This window comes from Cyanobium gracile UHCC 0139 (genome assembly GCF_034931325.1).
Lineage (GTDB): Bacteria > Cyanobacteriota > Cyanobacteriia > PCC-6307 > Cyanobiaceae > Cyanobium > Cyanobium gracile_B.
This window is the reverse complement of record NZ_JAYGHX010000004.1, coordinates 47,526-71,081: the sequence shown is the minus strand read 5'-3', so window position 1 is coordinate 71,081 and position 23,556 is coordinate 47,526. Positions and strand designations below refer to the sequence as shown.

Below are 23,556 nucleotides of genomic sequence, written 5' to 3'. Positions count from 1 at the left end.
CCGTGTGGTTGTGAGCGAGTCCTCCGCTTCACCCCCGTCGTCGCTCGCCTACGGGGCCCTGATCGACTCTTTTCTGGCAGCCCATCCCGAGCGCCCGGCGCTGGCGGAGCGCGCCTACGCCCTGGAGGCCGACCCCGCCACCGGAACCACCCGTCGCCGGATCCTGGCGGAGTTCCGCCCGATCACCTACCGGACCCTGCGGGATCGGGTCCGCTGCCTGGCCGCCGCCTGGCACAGCGATCCCGATGGCGCCATCCGCCGCGGCGAGCGGGTCGCGATCATCGGCTTCGCCAGCATCGACTACGCCGTCATCGACCTGGCCCTCGCCTACATCGGCGCCGTGCCGATGCCCCTGTCGGGCCACCATTCGGCCGCCGAGTACGACGCCATCCTGGAGCGGGCCACCCCAGCGGCGCTGGCGGTGTCCATCGCCCAGCTGCCCGCCGTGGTGGATCTGGTGCGGCGCCACGCCTGCCTCCGGCAGCTGATCGTCTTCGATGCCGACACCCGGATCACCGCCGAGCGGACCCTCATCGAGCAGGCCGAGGCCATGCTCCGGGCGGCCGGATCGTCGGTGCCGTTGCTGCTGCCGGATCTCATCGTCCGCGGCGATGGCCTCGCCGTCCCGCCTCCGGCGGCCGTTGAGGCGGAGGCGATGGCCCTGCTGATCCACACCTCGGGCAGCACCGGAGTGCCGAAGGGGGCCTGCATCTCCGCTGCGGCCCTGATCAACACCTGGCGCCAGGTCTCCGGTCCGGACCCGAAGGTGGCGGTGGTGCTGGCTCCCTTCCACCACATGATGGGCCGCGATGCGATGGTCACCGCCCTCAATGCCGGTGGCCTGGCCTGCTTCACCCTGAAGCCGGATCTCTCCACCGTCTTCGAAGACATCCGCGTGGCCCGCCCGACGGGGCTGGTGCTGTTTCCGCGTCTCTGTGAGTGGATTGATCAGCACGTGCGAACGACCCCATCCGACGACCTGCGTCTCTTCCTGGGCGACCGGCTGGAATCCATCGTCGTGGCTTCGGCGCCGATCGCGCCCCGCATCCGGGCGTTGATGGAGGAGACCTTCGGGGTGCCGGTGCATGAGGGTTACAGCAGCACCGAGACCGCCAGCGGCGGCCTGGCGATGAACGGCAGGCTCAATCCCAACGTGCTCGACTACCGGCTGCGGGATGTGGCGGAGTCGGGCTACTTCCTCAGCGACCGCCCCTATCCAAGGGGCGAGCTGTGCGTGAAGACGCGCTTCGGCATCCGCGCGTACTTCCGGAACCCGGAGGCGACGGCGGACCTGTTCGATGCCGACGGCTTCGCCTGCACGGGGGATGTGGTCGAGGAGCGCGGGCCCGGCCAGATCGCCCTCATCGACCGGCGCCGGAACGTCATCAAGCTGTCGCAGGGGGAGTACGTCGCCGTCGGCGCCCTGGAGCAGCTGTTCGCCGATGGCTGCGCCTCGGTGGCCCAGATCCATGTCCATGGCGAGAGCCGCCGTTCCTACCTGCTGGCGGTCGTCGTGCCGGACCCTGAGGCCCTGGCGCGGCGGCCCCGGCCCCCGGCCGATGACGCCGAGCTGATCGCCCTGGTGCGGGACGAGCTGGTGCAGCTGGCCGGCGAGCGAGGCCTGAAGAGCTTCGAGATTCCCCGGGATCTCCTGCTGGCGGAGGAACCCTTCTCCCATGCCAACGGCCTGCTGTCCTCCCTGGGCAAACCGCTCCGGCCGGCCATCCGCCAGCGGTATGCGGCGGCCCTGGCCGCGCTCTACGACCGCCACGACCGTCTCGGTGATGCGGCCCTCGCCTCCCTGCGGCAACCGGGCGCCGAACGGAGCCTCGAGGAGCGGCTGCGGCTGCTGCTGGCCGGCACCCTCGGCGTCCACGACCAGGCGTCCCTGCAGGACCGCTGCTTCCGTGAGCTGGGCGGCGACTCCCTGGCGGCGGTTCAGCTGTCGGTGCGGATCGAAGCGGAGTTCGGCGTCGCCATCGAGGCCAGCCGGATCCTGGGGCCCGACGGCACGATCGCGACCTGGGCGCGGATCCTGCGCGAGCACCGGGGCGAAGGCCCCCGGATCCCGCCGGCTGGCGGTGCCGATGGCCCGGGCCCGGTGAGGGAGCTTTCCGCCGCCGACGTCCGCGTGGAGGCGTTCATCGATGCGGCCACGCTCCAGGCCGCGGGGGCGCTGCCACCGGCTTCAGGACCGGCCCGCTCGCTGCTGCTCACCGGGGCGAACGGGTTTCTGGGCGGTCGCGTCGCCCTGGCCTGGCTGGAGCGCCTGGCCAGCACTGGCGGGCGGCTGGTCTGCCTGGTCCGGCCCAGCCACACCCAGTCGGCCCGGGAGCGCCTCGACGCCCGCTTCGCCCACCTCGATCCGGCCGTGGCGGCGCGCTGGCGCAGCCTGGCGGCGGACCACCTGGAGGTGGTGGCCGGCGACATCGGCGAGCCGCGGCTGGGGCTGGACGCCGCCACTTACCACCGGCTGGCCCACGGCATCGAGGCCATCGTCCACGGCGCCGCCCTGGTCAATCACCGGCTCGACTACCACCACCTCAGCCGACCCAATGTCATCGGCACCGCCGAGATCGTGCGGCTGGCGCTGACGCAGCGGCGCAAGTCGATCGCCATGGTCTCCACCATCGGCGTGACCCCGCTGAAGGAGCCCATCCGTCTCGATGGCTCCTATGCCAACGGCTACTTCGCCAGCAAGTGGGCCTGCGAGCAGTTGCTGCGCTCCACCCACGCCGCCACGGGCCTGCCGATCCGGATCCTGCGCTCGGGGCTGGTGCTGCCCGATCGGCACCTGGCCGGCGAACGCAACCCAGACGACATCCTCTCGCGGCTGATCCACAGCCTGCTGCTCACGGGCCTGGCCCCGCCGGGATTCCGGGCCAGCGGCCTTCCGGTGGATCAGCTGGCGCAGGCGATCGTGGCCCTCGGGGATGGTGCGCGCGAGGGCTTCGAGCTGCTCACCCTCGGTGGCCCCGCCGACGGCACCTTTCCGCTGGAGGCCCTGGTGGAGCGGATCGAGGCGGCCGGCTTCCCCCTGGAGCGGACGGCCAGCTACGGGGAGTGGCTGGAGCGGATCGAGCCGGCCCTGCTGCGGCTGCCGGCGGCCCAGCGATCGCTGTCGCTGCTGGACGTGCTGGAGGCGTACCGCCCCGCACCGGTCCCGGCGGCGGCGGGGCCGCAGGCCGAGACGTTCGCGGGCTTCCCGGCGACCTACCTGGACAAGGTCTGCGCCGACGCCATCGCCGCAGCTGGTGTCGCTGCCGCCTGAGCCAGGCCAGGCCACGACAGAACCACCGTCAGCGCAGGGCGGCGGGAGGTTGTCCCGCCAGCCAGTGCTGCTCGATGGCCTCCAGGCTCCGGCCCCGGGTCTCCGGCATCACGAAGGCCCAGAAGGGGAGCGCCAGGGCGGCGATGCCGGCATTGACGAAGAACACCACCGCCAGTCCCAGGGCATCGGCGAGCATGGGGAACAGGAAGGACGCCGCCATGCCGCAGAGGAGCTGGAAGGCGATCACGAAGCCGATGGCCCGATCCCTCACCGCCTGGGGAAAGATCTCCGAGACCACCATCCCGCAGACCGAGGCCAGGCTGAGGGAGAAGGAGGAAATGAAGAGGATGAAACAAAGCAGCACCAGATACTGAACCGCAGGGGTGCCCTGGGGCAGCACGGCGAAGATCAGCCCGAAGCCGATCGAGCTGGTGAGGACGCCGAGGATGCCCATCAGGAACTGGGCGCGGCGCCCCAGTCGATCGACGAGCAGGAAGGAGAGGGAGGACATGGCCAGGCCGAAGCCGCCGACCCCGATCGTGGTCAGCAGGCTGGCGGTGGTGGGATCGCTCACCCCGCAGGCCTGAAAGATCGTCGGGCTGTAGTAGGTGACGATGATGATGCCCGTGCACTCCTGGAAGAACACCATCGCCAGGCCGATCATCAGGGGGGGCCGGATCGTTGGCGAGAACAGGGGGATCGTCGCTGGGCCCGCCGGGGTGTGTTCGACGCTGGCCTTGATCTGCGCCACCGCCTCGGTGGGGTTGGCGACGCAGAGCCTCTGCAGCATCCGCTCCGCCGTGCTGAAGCGGGACCGGGAAATCAGCCAGCGGGGCGATTCCGGCAGGAACAGGGCGCCGATGCCCAGGAGCAGGGCCGGTACGGAACCCAGGTAGAGCATCGCCCGCCATCCCTCCGGCACCGCCATCAGCAGGGTGCTGGTGCCGTAGGCGGTAAGGGAGCCGATGCCCACCGCCAGATTCTGAATGTTGTTCAGCCTTCCCCGGATCGGGGCCGGGGAGATTTCGGTGATGTACAGCGGCACGATGCTGGCGGTCACCCCGGTGGCCAGGCCGGTGACGAGGCGACCGAGCACCAGGATCTGCACCGAGTCGGCGAGGCCGGAGACGGCGGTGCCGACGATCAGCACCACGGTCGTCGTCATCAGCATGTAGCGCCGGCCGAAGGCCCCCGCCAGATGGCCGCTGACGAACGACCCCAGGATCGCCCCGACCAGCACCGCGCTCACCACCAGCCCGCTGCTGAAGGGGGTGAGCGCGAATGCCGTGCGGATCTGCAGCAGCGCCCCGGCGATGATGGTCAGGTTGTAGCCGAAGAAGATGCCGCCGATGGTCACCACGGTGGTGGCCAGGGTGGCGGCGATTTCGTTGCGCTCATTGGCCGTGCCCGATCGGTGCCAGGTGCGGCGGATCTGGGAGAAGCGCAGCCGCCGGGTCTCGGGGTAGAGGACGAGAAACAGCGGAATCGCCACGACCGTGGTGGCGAGCGACACCCCGTAGATCGCCAGGGTGTCGGCCGGGGAATCGACCGACAGGGCGGCGACCACCATCACGGCATTGATCAGCCAGTTGACGGTGATCGGAAGGCTCATCGAGAGGCCCCGCACGGGCAGGGGATACATCTCGGCCACGAACAGCCAGGGCAGGGGGCCCAGGCCGATGGCGAAGAAGAACACGTACCCCAGGATCAGCCAGGGGCTGAACGCCTCCGGCAGCGGTGGGGCGCCGGTGGATTGGAGAAGCAGCCCGGCCAGGCAGATCGCCAGGCCCACCAGGCCCGCCAGCAGCAGGGGCCGGCGGCCGAGGCGATCGACGAGCAGCACGAACAGCAACGTGCTGAACAGATTCACCAGGCCGACCACGATCACCGGGTCCCAGCCCAGATCGAGGCCCGCAAACAGGGAACCGTCCCCCACCAGCTGCAGCACGAAGTTGATGCCGCTCAGCTGCTGGACGGCGAACAGCAGGATGCCGATCCCCAGAAGTTTTCGGTTCGCGGGCTCCAGCAGCCCCACCCACACATTCGGATGGCTGTCCGCCAGGCTCTCCTCGATGGCGGCCACCTCCGCATCCACGTTCGGCCCGTGGATCAGCTGCAGCACGGCGCGGGCGGCGTCCCCATCGCCCTGCTTGATCAGCCAGGCGGGGGAATCCGGCAGGATGATCGCGCCGATGCTGACGATCACGGCCAGGATGCCGCTGATCGTGTACAGCTGGGTCAGGTCCTGGTCGTCCACCAGCCGGGTCTCGATGACGAAGGCCAGCACGATCCCCAGGGTGATGCTCAGCTGGTTGAGGGACACCAGGGCGCCCCGGTGCCGGGCCGGGGAGATCTCGGCGATGTAGAGCGGGATCGCCAGGGAGGTGACGCCGACGATGATCCCGAGGAAGAAGCGGGCCACCACCAGCTCCTCGAAGCGCTCGGAGATGGCGCAGGCAAAGCCGAAGAAGGCGTAGCAGGCCGCACTGGTGGTGATCACATCGCGGCGGCTCAGGCCATCCCCGAAGCGGCCCATGAACACGGCCCCGAGGATGGCGCCGAGGAAGAAGGCGCCGCTGAGCAGCACCTGGGAGCTGAGGCCCAGCGACCAGTCATTGGCCGCGGTGGCGGCCACCAGCCCCAGGGTCGTGGCGTTGAAGCCGAACAGCAGGCCCCCCAGGGAGGCCACCAGCGCGAAGATCCAGACCCTGGCTATCACCGCTCAGGCGACCGTGCTGACGGCAGGGGTGGCGGCGGCGGCGGCGGGCCGGCCGACGCGGCCGGTCTGGGGGTTGTGGCGGGCGGTCTCCAGCAGCGCCAGGCGGCTGTCGAAGAGGGTGTCGGGGTCCACCGCCTTGCCCTCGCCGCAGACGCAGTTGAGGCTCATCGCCCGGAGATCGCGGTGCTCGCGCAGCAGGCGCAGGTTGCCGTACTCCTCCTTCTGATGGCAGGTTTCGGCGTACTGGCAGGGGGCATAGACCTCCTCCCGCAGGGCCGGAACGAAGCCGGGATCCAGCACCGAGCCCAGCCGGCCCGTGCGGGTGTCGGCATAGCTGGTGCAGGGGAAGACATCGCCCCAGTTGTCGACGATCAGGTAGTCGTGGCCGGCGGAACACAGCCGCCCCTTGCCGCCGTAGAGGCCCACCAGCAGGGCGGCCAGGAAGCGGATCTCCCGGCCCAGGGGTCCGCTGTCGGCCATGGTGCGGAACACCTCCAGGCCGGGTTCACCGGCCGCCAGCAGGGCCTCGATCGGGTCCTGGCTGAGGAAATGGCGGGCCCGCTTGTCCACATCGACGGCGTCGCTCATCGCTTCGGTGGGGGGCACATCGAAGCCGGGGAACTTCAGATCCGCCGAGGTGGGAATCGCCCGCTCGGCGCAGCGCGAGAGGGCTTCGCGGATGATCGCCACGTTGTCGGTGGCGAGCAGGGTGTTCACCACCACGTCGAAGCCCAGGTCGGCGGCCAGGGTGACGTTGGCCAGGAAGTCGTCGAGGGCGATCTCGGTGTGATGGAAGGTGCAGAAGAGCTTGAGCTTGGAGGGCGCGATGGGGCCGGCCAGTTCCGGCAGCCGCTTCCTGAACAGGGAGGCGTTGGTCTGCACCTCCACGAAGGCCACATTGGGCTGGGCGGTCAGCCAGATCAGGTCCTCGATCACATCGGCGTTGAGGAAGGGCTCCCCGTGCACGTCGTAGCGAACGCCGATGCGATAGGGCAGGGAGGCGGCCCATTCGATCGCCTGGCGCGCCATGCCCCGGCCCTGCTCGGTGCCCCACATGTTGCGCTTCGTGCCCCGGCTGTAGTCGATGCCGCTCACCTGGCTTTGGCCCGCCGCCGCCACGCAGTAGTTGCAGCTGAAGTTGCACTTCAGCATCCGCACGGAGATGCGGATCTTGAGGAACGTTTCGCCGTCCAGGGGAAAGGGGTTGGCCATGCGGGGGGAAGTGAAGGCGTTGGGGGGACGGTCAACCGGGGGCTGGGCAATCGGCGGGCTTGTCAATCGGCGAGCTTGACGACGATCTTGCAGTCGCCGCCGGCGATGTCGTCCGGGTGCTCGAGCACGGATCGCAGCCGCTCCAGCCCCTCCATGGTGCTGCTGACGATCCGGTCCAGCGGCAGGACCCCGGAGAGGCACAGGTCGATCAGCCGCTCATACACCCCGCCGAGGTGGCCGCGCAGCCCCATGACGCTGATGGCGTTGGTGATCATGTGGTCGACGGCTCCGATCCGCAGGGCCTCTCCGCCCCGTCCCAGCAGGGCCACCCGGCCGCCCGGGGCGATCTGGCGGAACACGGCATCGACGTTGGCGAGCACACCGGAGGCTTCCACCACCACGTCCCAGCCGCCCTCAGGGATCGGCAGCGTTTCGGCGGAGTCCGCCACCTGGTCAGCCCAGGTGGCCGCGAACTCCCGGCGGTAGGCCGAGGGTTCGACGACGCACACCAACGCGGCGCCATGGAGCCGGCGCGCCATCATCGCGGCGAGCAAGCCGATCGGACCGGCCCCGAACACCAGCACTTTGTCGCCGGGAGCGATCTGCGTCTTGCGGCAGGCCAGCAGGGCCACACCGGCCGGCTCCAGACAGGCGGCCATCTGCAGGCCCCGCTCGCTCCCGGCCAGCTCGCCGATGGCCACGGCCGATCGGGCCGGCACATCGGCGATCGCCGCGAACAGCCCGTCCTGCTCCATGCCAAGGAGCCGGGCATCGAGGCACTGGTTGAAGGCGCCGGAGCGGCAGCAGCGGCAGGCCCCGCAGCTGAGCACGGATTCCGGCGCCACGATGTCGCCGACCTGGAACCGGGAGACATCGGAGCCGGTGGCGATCACCCGGCCGATGCCTTCGTGGCCGAGCACCCGGCCCTGCGCCGGAATCGAGGCGGGCGCGGAACTGCGCACGAACCCGAGCGGATCCCGCTGGGTCATGTGAATGTCGGTGCCGCAGACGCCGACCCGCAGCATCTGCAGCCGCAGCGAACCGGGATGGAGGGGCTGGAGTTGCCGCGGCTCCAGGGCGATGCGGGGATCCCGGTAGCGCCGGTTGGCCTGGCGGGGTTCCTCGTCGTCGCCGGTTTCGGTGGCGTGATCTGTGGCGTGAAGCACCAGGCTGCAGGCGGTGGCGGCGCCGGAACTCATGCTTCCCATCCGGCATCCTCCATCTGCCGATGGTCGTTGCGGCACCGGCCGCTGTCAACCGGAGGGCCGTGGGCGCCGGCAGACAAACAAAGGGGGGCCGGCCATCATGACGGGGCCTGCAGGAGGGCCATGGCCACCAGGGACCCGATCCGCGACTTCTTCAGCTTCCTGCTGGGGGGCGTGCTCTTTTCGATGGGCGCGTTCCTGTTCTTCAACCAGGTGATGGTGAGCTCGGTGCCGATGGGCCTGGGCCTGCGCTTCGGCCGGCGTGCTGCCGGTGCCTGGGGCGGTGGCTATGGCTCGGCCTGGGGCGGCGGCTGGGGGGGCGGTTTCGGGCTGTCCCAGGGCCTGGGCGGCGGCTTCGGCCTGCTGCTGATCCCGCTGACGATCGGGGTGTGCCTGCTGTTCGCCCTGCGCAACCAGCGCTGGGGCTGGTTCCTGGTGTTGGCCTCGGTGGCGGCCCTGGCGGTGGGAGTGCTCCAGACCCTGATCATGAGCTTCCAGCCCACCTCGCTCTGGAACCTGCTGACGATGTTCGCCCTGATCGGCAGCGGCGGCGGGCTGATGTTCCGTTCACTGATGGCCTACGACGATGGCAAGGACCGGCAAGAGCGAGCCGAAGGCGACGACCGGGAAGACCGTTGAGGATCTGATCGTCGAGATGGAGCCGGTGCCGCCCGGGGGACGGCCCCCGAAGCCACCGGTCCTCCAGCGGCTGCTGGTGGTGGTGCTCGTGCTGCTCGGCTTCGGTGCCGGCTGGATGGCGGCCGGCCTGCGGGCGTCCCTGGCGGAGAAACCGAGAGCCGGTGGCCGGGGAGAGACCCGCCAGGACCTGCTCGCCGATGGCTGGGTGGAAGCGGACCAGGGGGTGTTCACCCGCCGCTGCCAGGGGATCTGCCGGCGGCCCCGGCTCTATGGCGGCGGCCTCATCGACGTGATGGAAGTGGCCTGCCTGGAGCGCCCCTGCGGGGACATCCAGGCGACGTTCGCCGTGCTCGACGGCCAGGGCCAGGAGGTCGACAAGGTGGTCGAGACCAAAAACGGACGCCAGGGGGAACGGCTGCAGCTCCTGATCGAATCGCAGAAGCCGGAGGCCCGGCGCTTCGCGTTGGTTGACTTCCGTGCCAAGGCCAGGGTGGAGTAAGGACCCTCTGGGTTCCAGGCCTTGAAGACACTCCCCTTCGACGACGGCGCTGCCATGCCGATGCTCGGCCTGGGCACCTGGAACGCCCCTCCGGGCGAGGTGGGTGCGGCGGTGACGGCGGCCCTGCAGCTCGGCTACCGCCACATCGACTGTGCCGCCATCTACGGCAACGAGGCGGAGATCGGCGAGGCCCTGGCGGCAGCGATCCGCTCCGGCCTGGTGAAGCGGGAGGAACTCTGGATCACCTCCAAGCTCTGGAACAACGCCCATGCCCCCGAGGACGTGGCCCCGGCCCTGGAGCGCACCCTGGCCGATCTGCAGCTCGAGCACCTCGATCTGTATCTGATCCACTGGCCCGTGGCCTTCCGGCCGGGGGTGGTGATGCCCGAGGGCGCCGACGACCTGGTGTCGCTGGAGACCCTGCCGATCGCGGCCACCTGGGCGGCGATGGAAGCGGCCGTGGACGGGGGGCTGTGCCGCCACATCGGCGTCAGCAACTTCGGCATGGTCACTCTCCGCAGCCTGCTGGGGCAGGCGCGCATCCGGCCGGCCATGAACCAGGTGGAGCTCCACCCCTACCTGCAGCAGAAGGGGCTGTTCGCCTTCTGCGAGGCCCACGGCGTGCACCTCACGGGCTACTCGCCCCTGGGCACCCCGGGCCTGCCCCCCCAGATGCGGCCCCCCGGCCAGCCGGTGCTGCTGGAGGACCCCACCATCACGGCGATCGCCACCCGGCGGGGCCTCACGCCGGCCCAGGTGGTGCTGGGCTGGGCCCTGCAGCGCGGCACGGCGGTGATCCCCAAGTCGGTGTCACCGGCGCGCCTGGCCGAGAACCTCGCCGCCGCCGAGGTCGAGCTGGCCCCCGAAGACATGGAGGCGATCGACGGGCTCGACCGCAGCCATCGCTTCATCGACGGCACCTTCTGGGTGAAGGAGGGCGGCCCCTACACCCTGGAGTCGCTCTGGGCCTGATCAGGCTGGTGAGCCGCCAGGCGCCAGCCGCCGGCGCAGGTAGGCGATGGCCAGGTCGCCGCATTCGGCCACCAGCAGCTCCCGGCGCCCCTGCTCCTGGGTGGCCGCCAGCCAGAGCAGGTGGCCGACGGTCTTGACCAGCACGTAGGCGATCAGGTGGCCCTCCTCCTCGCTGAGGGGGCTGCCTTCGGCGGCGGCCTTTTCGACGATCAGGCCGCTCCAGTCGTTGATCAGACGGACGTCGGCCTCCTCCTCGATGGCCAGCAGCTCGGGGGTGGCGCTCTGCACATCCAGGAAGATCGCCGGGTAGCCGGGGTGGTCGCGGAAGAAGCGATCGGTGAGGGCCACGGCGGCGGTGATCGAGGCCTCCAGGGAGAGGGTGCGGCCGTCCCCCCGGTCGAAGAAGGCCGTGAGCAGCTCGTGTAGCTGCTCGGCGTAGAGCTGGGCGAGGCTGCGCAGGATCGCCCCCTTGTCGGGGAAGAACTGGTAAAGGGAGCCGATCGGCACCCCGGCTTTGGCGGCGATGGCGTTGGTGGTGGTGCTGCCGACGCCGCCGGCCACGAACAGCTCCTCGGCCGCCGCCAGGATCCGCCGCACCCGTTCCTGGCTGCGGGCCTGACGGGGCTGGCGGCGCAGGGGCGAGGGCTCGCCGGGGGCGGCTGTGGAGTCGGCCATGGCGGGAAGTGGCAGACCGGGAAAACCTGAGCGATCCTCGCATCCCATTGACAAAGGCGAGGGACGCTCATATTTTCTTGGACGTGAGGACTGCTCACGTTCTTTCGCATTCATCCCGATGACCACCGCCGTTTTCCGTCCCAATCCCGCCCCCGCCGCAGCGTCGTTCGAGGCCCCGGAGCTGCCGCCCCAGCTGTTCCGCGTCCTCGGCACCTTCGTGGCCATGGCCGGCGGCGACACCGACCTGGAGCTGATCGGGGCCCTGGCCGACGCCCTGCTGGAGACGCCCTCCTATGCCCTGATGGCCGAGCAGCTGCGCCGCGATCCGGCCTGCGCCGCGTTGATCGAGGCGCGCTGGATCCCCCCGGCCCACGACCTGGAGCAGCTGGCCGACCTGCCCGAGGGCAGCCTCGGCCAGGTTTACGCGGCGTCGCTGGCACGGCTGGGTTACGACCCCAACCTGCACGCCGGCATGGCGCCCGCAAGTGATGCGGCCTATGTGGAGCTGCGGCTCAGCCAGACCCACGACCTCTGGCACGTGGTCACCGGCTTCGACACCACGGTGACGGGCGAGATCGGCCTGCAGGCCTTCCATCTCACCCAGTTCCCCTACCCCCTGGGGGCCGTGCTCACGGCCCAGGCCCTGGTGTCGGCCACCCTCGGGGCCCCCGAGCTGCTGCCGGAGCTGGTGGAGACGATCCGCACCGGGCTGCAGATGGGGTTGGAGGCCAGGCCCCTGTTCGCCCAGCGCTGGGAGGAGGGCTGGGAGCGGCCGCTGCACGAGTGGCGCGAGGCGCTGCAGCTGCGGCCGTTTGCCGAGCGGGTGGGACAGCTGTGAGCGGGAACGCAGTGAACGGATCCCTGCTGCTGCGGCCGGGCTTTCGCTGGCTCTGGCTGGGCCAGACGCTGCTGTTTGCCGGCGTCCAGTTCTGGTTCGTCGCCGTCACCTGGCTGATGCTGCAGCGCACGGGCTCGGGCACCTCCCTGGCCCTGGTGCTGATGGCGGCGGCCCTGCCCCGGGGGCTGCTGCTGCTGCTGGGCGGCGTGCTCAGCGACCGCCATCCACCCCGGACGATGGCGGTGCGGGCCGGAACGATCCTGGCGATCGCCACCGGGGTGCTCACCCTGCTGGCCAGCCGCGACGCCCTGGATCTGGGCCCGGTGCTGGTGCTGGCGGCCGTGTTCGGGGCGGCGGAGGCCTGCCTCTACCCCGCCGCCCTGGCCCTGCTGCCCCGCCTGCTGGAGGACCGCCATCTCGGCCGGGCCCACGCCTGGCTCCAGGGCAGCGAGCAGATCAGCAACGTGGCCGGGCCGGCTCTGGCGGGGCTGTCCCTGGCCGTGGCCGGGGCGACGGCGGCCCTGGCCTTCGACACCGTGCTGCTGGTGCTCGCCGTGGGCTGCTTCGTGCAGGTGCGGCCTTCCTTGGCCGCGGCGGACACGGTCCCGACGGGGGGCCTGGGGCAGGGCCTGCGGGAAGGGATCGCCTTCGCCTGGGGCCACGGGGCGATCCGCACGGGCCTGACGCTGATCGCCATGATCAACCTGGCCGTGCTGGGCCCGGTGGTGATCGGCGTGGTGGAGCTGGTGACGCTGCGCTTCGGCGGTGGCGCCGCCAGCTACGGCTGGCTCCAGGCCGCCTACGGCGTGGGCGCCCTGGTGGGGGTCTGGTGGGCCGGCCGGTTCGGCGCCATCGCCCATCCGGGGGGCGCGCTGGGCTGGCTGTCGGCCGGGCTGGGGGCGGGCCTGCTGGGGCTGGCGGTGGCCGGCCAGTGGTGGACGGCGGCCGCCCTGCTGGCGGCGATGGGAATCGGCGGCGGCCTGGTGGGGGTGCTGGCCACGGCCTGGCTGCAGCGCGAGACCCCGGCACCGCTGCAGGGCCGGGTGATGGCCCTGGCCATGCTGGCCGGCGTCGCCTTCGATCCCCTGTCCCAGGCCCTCTCGGGGGTGCTGATCGACATCTCTCTGCCGGGGCTGTTCGTGATCGCTGGGGGGAGCCTGCTGCTCACCGTGCCGTTTGCTCTGCGGAGTGCGCGGGGGTGAGGCTGGGATTGCGGCAGTCCCGTACGCCCAAGAGGTGGTCGTCATTAGTGTCACCACACGTGCCGACGCCAGGTGCATCCACCTTGGACTACATTTCTCTGTGGGTCTTGAACGACTCAATATGGGCATGCCCGTAAGCCTTTCGTATCGCTGGTTACAGGTGGTTATCGGACTCGTGAACCACTGCTAGAACGTGCAAGTTGCGCTTGAAAGTCTATGCAGTGGCAGGGTTTCCGGTAGTGCCCCCAGCCGCTCTCAGGGTGGTTCACAGCATGGGAGCAAATTGTGTTAGCGGTTCACGGAAACCTCCGAATAACAAGTTCGTCCTTTCAACTAGCTCAAATGAACTCAAAGCAACGCCAATACGCCGCATTGGTCGCGAAGCGAAAAGAGTGTCACTTGTGCGATGGTCTTGAAAATCCGGCATTGCCGCACTTGTGTGAGTTTGATTCCGACCATATTGGGCCTTGGTCTCAATTCCACGGCGACCTTGATGCACAGCTCATGGTTGTGGGACAAGACTGGGGCGATGTAGCCTACTTCAACAAGTACCGTGGTCTCGACGATCTTGGCAATCCGACGATGAGGAATCTCGAAACGATACTTGCTTGTACTGGACTTAAAGTTAGGGTTACATCTTACGCGGACGGAGATCGCAGCTTGTTCCTGACTAACGCGATTCTGTGCCTAAAGCGAGGTGGCCTTCAGGCGACAATTGATCCTCAATGGGTCACGAATTGTGAATCGCATTTCCTGCGTCAACAAATCGAACTAGTTCGCCCAAGAGTCGTTGTTGGGCTTGGGGCGTTTGCATTCAAGGCTGTGTTGCGGGTGTTCGGAAAGCCTCTGATTGAATTACGCCATGCGATTGAAGACACGAATGGCTGTGAGATATTGGATGGTGTTCGGCTGTTTGCGGCATATCATTGTGGTGCAAAGACTGTGAACATGAATCGCAACTTGGATCAACAGTGCAAGGATTGGGAGCGAATTCGTCAATTTATTATTCAGCCCAGCCCACAAGGACGAACACAGCGGTGAACCGGAGCCGCCGATGACGCGGGTTTTGAAATCAAAGTCGTTTGGCTGCGGCCCGGTTACCACTGCCGTTCGAAGGATCACTAGCCCTGATTCCTATTCAATCAGTCGAGGCCTAATCTGAATGCCCAAGAGGACAAATGATTATCAGTCCCTGGTCAAAAGGATCTATGAACAGATCGTTCCCGCCGGCGGGGTGGTAACTGAATCAGCGGAGGTCTGGGATAAAGAGGCAGGAATACTCCGGGAAGTAGACATTCTCGTGAGCCACGAATATGCAGGTCATGAGTTTAGCTTTGTTGTTGAGTGTCGAGATCGTTCAAGAAAAGAGACAGTGGAGTGGATTGATGCTCTTGTAGGCAAGACCAAAGCGCTTAATCTTGCCAAAGTTATCGCAGTGTCAAGTAGTGGATTTGCATCAAGTGCCATAAGGAAGGCCAAGGAGAATGGCATTGAAACACTTACGTTGAAAGAAGCGGGAGAACAGGATTGGACTCGCTATCCAACGAAGCCGGGTCTTCTTGTGGTGTCCGATGAAATCTATTTAATTCATCAAGTCTTCTATAGGGCTAGCGATGAGTATAGGCGCATAGATGATCTAGGTCAGAACTGTGAAGTTGAGCTAGATGGAGAGACTGTTGGTGATTTGGCTGGGCTTATTGAGTATTTCTTCAAGGAGCGCGTCGTCCCTGGGGTCGAAGCATACAGAAAACAACACTTTCTGGCTATATTCAAGACCAAGGAAGACATAGGCAGGCCAATGCTTGTTGAGAGCGAGCATGACTGGCCCAAAGTAGTTGCTACAGATAATCATGGCAACAGAGTTGAGATCACTAGGGTAAAGTATGTCTTCACGGGAGTCCGTCAATCAATGGACGTTCATCAAGCCCACTACGTCTTTAACAAGAAGATGATCTCAGTCGGAAGGCATCGAGATCCTGATGGTACGGAAATTGACTTCAGCCTTATTCAAGACTTGGGCTCGCCGACGCTTCGTGCTAGATGGACGAAACGGGCTGGGGATGCCGAGAATGCATAAAAGTCAATGTTGTGGGGTTCTTCTGTGCTCAGTGCTTTCGGCCATCATGACTATTGCCTTCAAATCTGTCGACAATGCTGACACTTCGAACAAGACTCTCGAGTGGATATGCCGCCATTAATTCTCTTCTACATCTCCCCAGGCTCTCTGCCTGCCACTCAGAGGCAGCGTTATCCGGAATTGAATTCCACGTGGGATTAGCCCTTGAATGATGGCGTATCGGCGAGGAGCAGCCACTTGTCCCACTGCGACGCAAGGTAAGTTTGTGTGAAAGGCCCGTTCATCGCGCCATTCCATTGCCTAGGCCATGGTCGGCCAACAACTGATGGACTGTGGTGATTCGCCCGTTTTTGTCCGAGTCGCTCCATTCAGTAAGATGAGCTGACAATCGCCCTGCTGATCAAACTGAGGTATGTATGAGGTGGATCTCTGCGCAAGACCTTCAAGAATGGTCAAATAGGATTCCTGCTCGAACGACGTTTCCTGGCCTCATTGCTGACTTGATCATCGCATCCGCTACGAACATCACTGAGTATCGATTCCCGAATCGTGAGAAGGGGCAGGTTCGAGGCTTTGATGGCGTTCTTGAGGCGACAGGCTTTCCTCCCTTCGTTCCTGACGGGGCTTCAATCTGGGAATTTGGCGTCACGGCCGATGTAGTAGTGAAGGCTGACAAAGACTTTGAGAAACGAACTGAGGACGTCGACGCGGCTGTCAGAGCGAACACAACTTTTGTATTCGCGACACCGAGGACCTGGGATCGCCCCAGCAAGCAGATTTCGGATTGGCTAAGTGAGAAACGGGCTCTTGGGCAGTGGAAGGGCGTTGAGTGCTTCGATGGCATTGCCCTAGAGCATTGGCTGGATAAACACCCTGCTGTCGCTGCAAACTATGCAAGGAATGAGCTTGGCCTTGCGCCTACTACCGGTGCGTGTAGTTCATGCGAGTTTTGGGACGAGTTCTCGACGCGCTTCTTGCCGGCTCTGACCGATGAAGTGGTGCTTGCCGGCCGGGAAGCACAAGCATCAGAGCTCCTTCTGCGACTGTCGGAGGGTGGCAGTCGGTTGGCATTTGCCGCAGACTCCGCCGACGAGGTCATTGCGTTCGTAATTGCCGCAATTCGACGAGCGGGTCCAGAGACTCGAGCCTTCTTAGAAGGCCGGGCCATGGTCGTCGATAGTGTAGACGCTGCTCGTCAACTGGCCTCAAAGAAGGGCTTGATATTCATGCCGAGAGGCCAGGCGCGGAAGCTTGTTGGGTTGTTGGCGCAGGCAGGCCCGACGGTAATCAGTGCCGGTGCAGATGAACAACGAGGCCAGCATGATGTTCTCGCTAGGCCTACAAATTCCGAATTGGCGAAGGCCTTCGTCTCGATGGGAATCACTGAGTCTGATGGCTATGAGTTGGCTCGTCGATGCGGTAGGAGCCTGGCAGTGCTGGCCCGTCAGAAGCCCAGCGGAACGGCGGAGCGTCCGGAATGGCTGCAGGCCGCGGAGGCGCTGATACCTGCGCTACTTGCCGGCGCATGGCAACCATCAGTACAAGCTGATACAGACGTGCTAAAGACGCTTGGCGGAAAGGCTATCTATGAGGAGGTTGAGGCGCCATTGAGGGGGCTAACAAGACTAAAAGACCCGCCCGTAGACCGGGTCGATGACGTGTGGGCCATGAGGTCATCTGTAGACGCGTTTGTGCATCTAGGGCACCTTATTGGTGGAGAACATCTGGCTCGATTTGCCGACCAATCCAGGATAGTGTTCTCCCGCGTGATTGAGGCTCCTAAAGCTGACGAAGTCTTTAGTCTCATGCAGCCTCAACGTGACGCGCATAGTCGATGGCTCCGGGAAGGGCTGATGACTACGTTGCTCCTTATGGCTGCGCTCCATGAGGAGGCAGGGTTTGTCGTAACAGGCTCGTCGCCTCAGCGTTTCGTTGACGACATTGTGCGTGGCCTGCCGAACCTGTCTACTGACCATCGTCTGCTTGAAAGTCTGCGAGGTCAGCTCCCGTTGCTCGCGGAGGCTGCTCCTATCCCTTTCTTTGAGGCCCTCGAGCGTCTGCTTGAGGGCGACGCCGAGAAAATCAGGCCCATCTTCTCGGAGCGCGACGACTTCTTCGCGCCCGCTAGCGCGCATACCGGAGTTCTTTGGGCCCTGGAACTCCTTGCTTGGGATGAAGGCCATCTTCTTCGCGCAGCGATGTGCTTGGCCAAGCTCGCAGCGATTGACCCCGGCGGTAAGCTCACCAATCGTCCATTAAACAGTCTTCGTGACATTTTTCTTTCTTGGTCGCCGCACACGAATGCGGGACACAAGCAGCGTTTCGGCGTTTTGTCCCACGTCGTACGAGCAGTGCCATCTATTGGTTGGCCTCTTCTTGTTAAGTTACTGCCGCAGGCTCACGGCAGCGTGAGTCCTACGCAGAAGCCAAAGTTTGCCGAAGCCTCACCGGGAGGACAAGAGACGCTCACCTACGGCGTCGTCTGGGCGACGCAAGATGCCGTGGTTGATTTGGCAGTCGAGCACGCACAGCTGCTGCCTGATCGGTGGCAGACATTGATTGGCGTTCTTGGCCAGCTTCGGCCCGATAGCTTCGAGCATGTCGTAAGGGGGCTGGAGGACTGTCTCGACAGGCAATGTGTCGACGACCGCTTCACAACCTGGGATGCACTCCGCAAAGAAGTGAATCGGCACCGTGCCTTCAACGGCATTGACTGGGCGATTAAGGACGAGCGGCTCGGCCGATTGGAGGCTCTGGTTTCGAGGTTCCAACCGAACGACCCAATTCTGGTTACTACTTGGCTCTTCGATGATTGGATGCCGAACATTGTGGGGCGTCGTGATAAAGACGATCCAACTGCTGATATCCAGTCCGCGCGATTTAAGGCTCTAGAGCGTGTCATGGCAGCTCAGGGAGTTCAAGGCCTGACCAAATTGGCGGCGAAGGTCAAGCTGCCGCAACAGATGGCTGAGTCGCTCACCATGCTTGCCCTCGGGGAGGAGGATACATCTTCACTGGTGAGGCAGCTACTGGAATTGAATGGAGAGGCAAAGTCCTTGGCATCCGTAATGGTGGCCAATGCCCTTGCGTCATTTGGATCCTCGTGGATGAAGCACCTTGACCAAATAAGAGTCGATCTTAACCTCTCGGCAGACGAGACCGCCTGCCTATTCTTGGCACTTGAAGACGGGAGACCAACCTGGGATATGGTTGCGGCTTTAGGTGCTGATGTGGACGATGCTTACTGGAGTCATAAGCGTGCGTTCAGTATTCTTGGAACCCCCGAAGAGATGGAGTACGCCGTAAGCCGATACCGTGCTTGCGGGCGCACACTCGCGGCGATTGAGGCGACCCATGAACGCCTGGAGGATATGACTTCCGCATCGATCGTGAACCTGCTTGAAGCGGCCATTCCTGAAATCAATGCGTCACCGGGAGGCAGTGGAGCCATGCTTGTGTACTACTTGGAACACTTGTTTGAAGAGCTGGGAAAGCGGCCAGATGTTTCGCGGGAAGCGCTGGCACGGATGGAGTTTTCCTACTTGCCCTTTTTCCACAGAAGAAAGGAGCCATTGACCCTGCATAAGATGCTCATCGAGAGCCCCGAGTTCTTTGTCTCGATAATCTGCACTGTGTATAAGCCTGCTAACAGTGAAGCGCCAATCGTTTCGGAGCAGGAGCAGAAGATGGCTACCGCAGCCTTTGAACTCCTTAATGGCTTGAACGTCTTGCCCGGTCAGGTTGACGATAGAGTTGACTTCGCGACGCTGAAGTCTTGGTCTGATGAGGTACGCCAGCGGGCTGCCCTAGCTGACCGAAGCGCTATCACAGACGCTCGCATCGGTCACCTGCTGGCCCACGCGCCGCCGGACCCAGACGACCAGGCTTGGCCTCACAGAGCTGTGCGGCGGCTCGTCGAGGAACTTTCTTCCGACGAAGTCGAGCAGGCTTGTCGCATCGAGCGGTTCAATATGCGGGGCATTTACAGCAAGACTATTGGTGAGGGAGGCCAGCAAGAAAGGGTGCTCGCCGACCAAGCGAAACGCTGGGCGCGTGGCATGCCGGAGTTTCCTCGCACAGCCAACTTGCTTTCTGCCATTGCCGACATGTGGCTTAGAGAGGGTGAAGCTGAGGATGCGCGGGCTGCGAAGGAGGCCTTGCGCTGGTAGGTGAGCGATGCAATCACCCCTATCTGTAGTTGGGCTCACCCACCACGTCATTGCACATGAGCGTGGATTCCTAGTTGGTGTCGTATCTCGCAGGCAGTCTGGCGCGGAGGCGGTTGCCTGGCATTGCAAGCGCTGGGTCCGATTAGAAGCGAAAGTGGATGATCAGTGGCTGCGTCACCAAAAATGTCGCACAGCATCCTCATCCACCTAACCGGCTACAGCAAGCTTCGCCCGCTTCCGCCAGCAGGTGATGCGGGGCGTTGGGCGTCATGGGTTGTGGGGAATCAGGACTCACCGAATCGTCGCCTACAGTTGCTAAGTTGAACAGGCAGCTATTGCCTACAAATCTGAACAAGGGCGCGCACCATGGTCCTAAGAGTAACTTTTGACACAAACGTGCTCGACTTGGCCTGTCGGCCAGAACGGTTCCCCATGGATGTGCGCCAACCATATCTTCCAAAAGTACGGGACGCGCTTGCCGCAAAGAAGATTGAGGGATTCTTTTCCATGACGATGCTCACCATCGAAGGCATCATGCGTACAGATCGAGCAGATGTCTTCGCTAGTACGCGAGTTTCAAGTCCGCCCGAGACATACTCGGTCACAAAGAACGAGGACCTTCCCGAAGTGATCCGCGCGAGCATAGGAGATGCCGATATCGAGACGATTAAGCAGAGGTTCGTCGCCGAGCAGCCGAGTCGTAGGCAGTTGCATCCCGAAGTAGTGGCTCGTGTTGACGCAGCGCGCGCGCTCGGAGTTCGCGCTCTAAAAGACGTTCCACGGGTGGGCGCTTTCACGATGACCGATCCCGCGGGTGAGATCTATCTCTCGAATGGAGAGGGAGATGACCTCCTTACTTGGCAGCAGAGAGCGCATGACGTAGCCCGAACTATTGAAGCCCGGGGACTTGGTATTGCCCAGGTTATTGCGCTCGGCACTGCCATGACAGCTGCGGATCCCGATAAGGCATGGTTTTCTGCATTGGCCGACGCCAAGGATATTCACGAACAGCGGGCTGTAGAGCGCGCATTCGGAGAATGGGCTGACGGCGACGCAATAGCTTCCCATGTCGCATACGGGATAGATGTTTTCTGCTCTGCCGACGTAGGAAACAGCAATGCCGCGAACTCGGTGTTGGACCCAGGCAATAGGGCCTGGCTGACAGCGACTTGCGGCGTAAGATTCATGACCTTCGAAGATCTCTTGGCATACTTGCCTTAGTCGCTTCTCTCAGCCTGGAAGGCTCCTTCCTTGGCGGCTTGGCAAGACCATTCTGTGACCCTGCAGGGAGATTCTGACGCCCAATATTCGCATTCACCTGTCCAGCTAGACTGAGCTTCGCCCGCTTGCGCCGGGAGGTGATGCGGGGCGTCGGGCGATCGGAGGCCTTTAAGTATGGAGCGCGATTCGGACCCACTCGTGCGGCGTTCTCAACGGGTGCTGCTGATGGTTCACGAGTTGCACAAGCTCGGCTATCAACGGCTGCGGATCGTGCCAGGCATGTCACCGTCTGGGATGCACTGGCGGTGTTCAGTTACCCACGTCGGAAACATCCAGCGCATCCACGGGGCAATGATTTGCGACTTCGACGATGCAGCCCACTACACAACGGGGCAGGACAATAGCTATTTCGGCTGGGAAGACGCTCAGAAGGACACGGCACGGAAGCTTGCTTCAAAGTTCCTCGAGCGCTTCCCCACCATCGCCCAGCTGGGCCAAGGTGCGGACTGGCCGTACGCCGGCTGGTTCGTCCAGATGCTCGGTTTGGCCGAACGTGGGGTACTCCCTGTCGCCTATGCCGACTGGTACGGCGAGCCAGACCCAGGATGCTTGCCGACCACCGCCGGCTTCAATAGCGGGCTTCCCATGCCGCCCTGCGTGGAGGGCATCCCAGACGCCGGACCAGAGACATCAGAGGACGGCGGAGGTGGGTCGACCGGTCAAAGGATGTGATGGCGAGCATCGACGTCTTTGAGAAGATCTTCACCAGCGACGCCGACATCCTTGCGGTGACGCGCCACACCGGCCATCCCTTCTAATCGCCCCCGGCTCCACCCCCTCCCCCATGGCCACCAGCGAATTCTTCCGCTCCGATTACCGCTCGGCCCGTGAGGCGTTCCTGGCCGCCGCCCGTGGCGCCGGCTCCCGGCTCAGCAGCCATGTCCTGCCCGACCATCGCGGCCCGGCCGGCGAGTCGCTCGCCATCGATGCGGCGGCCCTGGGCCCCGCCCAGCCCGAGTCTCTGCTGCTGCTGATCTCCGGCACCCACGGCGTGGAGGGACTGGCCGGATCCGGTTGCCAGGTGGGCGTTCTGCTGGATGAACTCCACGGCGCCCTGCCGGCCGGCGGCGGGGCGCTGCTGATCCATGCCCTCAACCCCCATGGCTTCGCCTGGCTGCGCCGCGGCAACGAACACAACATTGATCTCAACCGCCACGGCCTCGACTTCCGCGGCCCCCTGCCCGAGAACCCGGCCTACGACGCCCTCCGCGACGCCCTGCTGCCCGTCGACTGGGACGGGCCCGAGCGGCAACGGGCCGACACCCTGCTGGAGGCCTTCATCACTGGGCACGGGATGGCCGCCTACCAGGCGGCGCTGCAGCGCGGCCAGTACACCCATCCCACCGGCCTCTTCTACGGCGGCAGCCGCCCCAGCTGGTCGCTGTCCACCCTGGAGATGATCCTCACCGAGCACCTGGGCCCGGCCTGCCGCCGCCTGGCGGTGATCGACCTGCACACCGGCCTGGGCCCCTGGGGCTACGGGGAGCTCATCGGCAGCGGCAGCTCAGGCGACGACTGGGAGCGGCTGCAGCGTTGGTATGGCCCGGAGGTCACCCGGCCCGGTCAGGGCCCCTCCAGCTCGTCGGTGGTGTCGGGGTCGGTGCCGGTGTTTCTGCGCCGGATGTTCCCTGCGGTGGAGCTCACCTACCTGGCCCTGGAGTTCGGCACCCGGCCGATCGATCAGGTGCTGGCGGCCCTGCGCGCCGATGCCTGGCTGCACGCCGTTCCCGATCGCCCCACCCCCCACCGCGAAGCGATCCGCCGCCAGGTGCGCGACGCCTTCCTGATCGACAGCCCCGCCTGGCAAGCCGCTGTGTACGGCCGCTGCGCCGATGTGGTGTTGCGGGCTTGTCGGGGGTTGGGGGGATGAGCGAAGCCCTTGATGCCCTGTTATCCAACCCTGCTGACCTTTTTCAGGCGCAATGGGAATGTGCCCGCTTCTCTGGCAGATGTTGGATGGGTTGCCGCCGCGGTGAGGCCGTTGCCGGCGTGCCGGCCCCTCAGACGCGCTCCAGCACCTCGTGGCTGGCGGAGACCCAGGCGCCGGTGGCGTCATAACGGCGGATGAGGCGCTCCATCCGGCCCGGGGCCGGCAGCCAGCCGCCCACCAGCTCGAAGGCCGCCCGGTGGCTCACCTGCTCCGGCAGGCCCACGAAGCCGCCATCGGGCAGCAGCCGCAGCGCCTCCAGCTCCGCGGGCCCCAGCTCCAGCTGCACGTCGCTGAAGTCGGCCATGTCCCAGTCGGCGCGGACCGTGGCCGCCTGGCCCTGCCAGCGGCCCAGCAGCTGCTCGGCGTTGGCGCGCGCGGCCTCGGCGGCGTCGCTGCCGGCCCGGAACTCGCGGATCAGCACCAGCTGATCAAAGCGGCCGTCGGGGGTGTACAGCTGCACGATCCGGTGGCGCCGGTCGGCCGCGATGAAGCCGAACTCACCGCCGAAGACCGTGTTTGGCGCCACCTGCAGCGACCCCTTGTTGAACGCCCCGGAATCGAAGAACACCACCTGACGCCCGAGGGTCCGGTAGTCCTGCTCCATGGCGCGGCTGGGCTCGCCCGCCCCCGGCGCCGGTCCGCCGCCCGTGGCGATCGCCGTGCCGGCGGGCCAGCGCTGCAGGCTGAAGCGCACCAGGCGGTCGTCGTCGTCGCCCGCCGCCAGCGTCAGCACCGACGGATGGCTCTCCAGCACCTCGCCGCCGGCGCTGATCGTGGTGAAGCTGCCCCGCCACTCCCCCAGGTTGCGCAGAAAGTTCTGCCATTGGCTGGCCATGGGGAAGGGCGGCAAAGGGGCGATGGTAGGCA

The 23,556-nt window shown here is 65.4% G+C and carries 17 protein-coding genes; 12 read left to right on the top strand and 5 right to left on the bottom strand.

The window, feature by feature from the left end; all coding sequences use genetic code 11:
- Positions 1-10: 10 nt before the first annotated feature.
- A complete protein-coding gene (locus VB738_RS07970) occupies positions 11-3,271 on the top strand; it encodes an SDR family oxidoreductase (protein WP_323305243.1) in 3,261 nt (1,086 codons plus the stop codon).
- 28 nt (positions 3,272-3,299) lie between these two features.
- On the opposite strand, the gene VB738_RS07965 is transcribed toward VB738_RS07970, so the two are convergent.
- The 3 genes from VB738_RS07965 to VB738_RS07955 all read right to left on the bottom strand — a co-directional run bounded on the left by VB738_RS07965 (position 3,300) and on the right by VB738_RS07955 (position 8,401).
- Positions 3,300-5,990, bottom strand: a complete 2,691-nt coding sequence (locus tag VB738_RS07965; RefSeq protein WP_323305242.1) for a sugar porter family MFS transporter — start codon at positions 5,988-5,990, stop codon at positions 3,300-3,302.
- Positions 5,991-5,993: 3 nt separating this feature from the next.
- Positions 5,994-7,202 carry a hypothetical protein gene (locus tag VB738_RS07960; RefSeq protein ID WP_323305241.1) on the bottom strand — a complete coding sequence of 403 codons (1,209 nt, stop codon included), beginning with the start codon at positions 7,200-7,202 and terminating at the stop codon, positions 5,994-5,996.
- A 62-nt stretch (positions 7,203-7,264) separates the two neighbouring features.
- Entirely contained in the window at positions 7,265-8,401 is a 1,137-nt protein-coding gene (locus VB738_RS07955; RefSeq protein ID WP_323305240.1) for a zinc-dependent alcohol dehydrogenase, read from the bottom strand.
- A 129-nt stretch (positions 8,402-8,530) separates the two neighbouring features.
- Here VB738_RS07955 and VB738_RS07950 point away from each other — a divergent pair, with 129 nt between their 5' ends.
- The 3 genes from VB738_RS07950 to VB738_RS07940 are packed head-to-tail and all read left to right on the top strand — an operon-like array spanning position 8,531 to position 10,517.
- Complete coding sequence (locus VB738_RS07950; RefSeq protein ID WP_323305239.1) at positions 8,531-9,046, top strand: hypothetical protein; 516 nt, start codon at positions 8,531-8,533, stop codon at positions 9,044-9,046.
- Positions 8,994-9,545 carry a hypothetical protein gene (locus tag VB738_RS07945; RefSeq protein ID WP_323305238.1) on the top strand — a complete coding sequence of 184 codons (552 nt, stop codon included), beginning with the start codon at positions 8,994-8,996 and terminating at the stop codon, positions 9,543-9,545. The genes VB738_RS07950 and VB738_RS07945 overlap by 53 nt, the downstream gene beginning before the upstream one ends.
- A gap of 21 nt (positions 9,546-9,566) precedes the next feature.
- Positions 9,567-10,517: an aldo/keto reductase gene (locus tag VB738_RS07940; protein WP_323305237.1), complete on the top strand. Its 951-nt coding sequence runs from the start codon at positions 9,567-9,569 to the stop codon at positions 10,515-10,517.
- On the opposite strand, the gene VB738_RS07935 is transcribed toward VB738_RS07940, so the two are convergent.
- A complete protein-coding gene (locus tag VB738_RS07935; RefSeq protein WP_323305236.1) occupies positions 10,518-11,192 on the bottom strand; it encodes a TetR/AcrR family transcriptional regulator in 675 nt (224 codons plus the stop codon).
- Between the two features lie 118 nt (positions 11,193-11,310).
- Here VB738_RS07935 and VB738_RS07930 point away from each other — a divergent pair, with 118 nt between their 5' ends.
- From VB738_RS07930 to VB738_RS07895, 8 genes are all read left to right on the top strand, one after another.
- Positions 11,311-12,030 (top strand): Coq4 family protein, encoded by a 720-nt coding sequence (locus VB738_RS07930; protein WP_323305235.1) that lies wholly within the window; start codon positions 11,311-11,313, stop codon positions 12,028-12,030.
- Between the two features lie 11 nt (positions 12,031-12,041).
- Entirely contained in the window at positions 12,042-13,232 is a 1,191-nt protein-coding gene (locus VB738_RS07925; RefSeq protein WP_323305234.1) for an MFS transporter, read from the top strand.
- A gap of 342 nt (positions 13,233-13,574) precedes the next feature.
- Positions 13,575-14,273, top strand: coding sequence for a uracil-DNA glycosylase family protein (locus VB738_RS07920; RefSeq protein WP_323305233.1), 699 nt, complete (start codon positions 13,575-13,577; stop codon positions 14,271-14,273).
- Between the two features lie 121 nt (positions 14,274-14,394).
- Positions 14,395-15,309, top strand: a complete 915-nt coding sequence (locus VB738_RS07915) for a restriction endonuclease (protein WP_323305232.1) — start codon at positions 14,395-14,397, stop codon at positions 15,307-15,309.
- Between the two features lie 500 nt (positions 15,310-15,809).
- Positions 15,810-19,478, top strand: a complete 3,669-nt coding sequence (locus tag VB738_RS07910; RefSeq protein ID WP_323305231.1) for a hypothetical protein — start codon at positions 15,810-15,812, stop codon at positions 19,476-19,478.
- Between the two features lie 432 nt (positions 19,479-19,910).
- Complete coding sequence (locus VB738_RS07905) at positions 19,911-20,699, top strand: hypothetical protein (protein ID WP_323305230.1); 789 nt, start codon at positions 19,911-19,913, stop codon at positions 20,697-20,699.
- Positions 20,700-20,873: 174 nt separating this feature from the next.
- Positions 20,874-21,431 carry a hypothetical protein gene (locus VB738_RS07900; protein ID WP_323305229.1) on the top strand — a complete coding sequence of 186 codons (558 nt, stop codon included), beginning with the start codon at positions 20,874-20,876 and terminating at the stop codon, positions 21,429-21,431.
- Positions 21,432-21,543: 112 nt separating this feature from the next.
- Positions 21,544-22,629 carry a M14 family metallopeptidase gene (locus VB738_RS07895; protein WP_323305228.1) on the top strand — a complete coding sequence of 362 codons (1,086 nt, stop codon included), beginning with the start codon at positions 21,544-21,546 and terminating at the stop codon, positions 22,627-22,629.
- A 130-nt stretch (positions 22,630-22,759) separates the two neighbouring features.
- On the opposite strand, the gene VB738_RS07890 is transcribed toward VB738_RS07895, so the two are convergent.
- Positions 22,760-23,524, bottom strand: coding sequence for a DUF3598 family protein (locus tag VB738_RS07890; protein ID WP_323305227.1), 765 nt, complete (start codon positions 23,522-23,524; stop codon positions 22,760-22,762).
- Positions 23,525-23,556 lie beyond the last annotated feature (32 nt).

Bases quoted from the DNA above. Each gene is read 5' to 3' on its own strand.
- VB738_RS07915 (WP_323305232.1), top strand. From the start codon at position 14,395: ATGCCCAAGAGGACAAATGATTATCAGTCCCTGGTCAAAAGGATCTAT.
- VB738_RS07955 (WP_323305240.1), bottom strand. From the start codon at position 8,401: ATGAGTTCCGGCGCCGCCACCGCCTGCAGCCTGGTGCTTCACGCCACA.
- VB738_RS07895 (WP_323305228.1), top strand. From the start codon at position 21,544: ATGGCCACCAGCGAATTCTTCCGCTCCGATTACCGCTCGGCCCGTGAG.
- VB738_RS07960 (WP_323305241.1), bottom strand. From the start codon at position 7,202: ATGGCCAACCCCTTTCCCCTGGACGGCGAAACGTTCCTCAAGATCCGC.
- VB738_RS07900 (WP_323305229.1), top strand. From the start codon at position 20,874: ATGGAGCGCGATTCGGACCCACTCGTGCGGCGTTCTCAACGGGTGCTG.
- VB738_RS07920 (WP_323305233.1), top strand. From the start codon at position 13,575: ATGAACTCAAAGCAACGCCAATACGCCGCATTGGTCGCGAAGCGAAAA.
- VB738_RS07905 (WP_323305230.1), top strand. From the start codon at position 19,911: ATGGATGTGCGCCAACCATATCTTCCAAAAGTACGGGACGCGCTTGCC.
- VB738_RS07950 (WP_323305239.1), top strand. From the start codon at position 8,531: ATGGCCACCAGGGACCCGATCCGCGACTTCTTCAGCTTCCTGCTGGGG.
- VB738_RS07935 (WP_323305236.1), bottom strand. From the start codon at position 11,192: ATGGCCGACTCCACAGCCGCCCCCGGCGAGCCCTCGCCCCTGCGCCGC.
- VB738_RS07945 (WP_323305238.1), top strand. From the start codon at position 8,994: ATGGCAAGGACCGGCAAGAGCGAGCCGAAGGCGACGACCGGGAAGACC.
- VB738_RS07890 (WP_323305227.1), bottom strand. From the start codon at position 23,524: ATGGCCAGCCAATGGCAGAACTTTCTGCGCAACCTGGGGGAGTGGCGG.
- VB738_RS07930 (WP_323305235.1), top strand. From the start codon at position 11,311: ATGACCACCGCCGTTTTCCGTCCCAATCCCGCCCCCGCCGCAGCGTCG.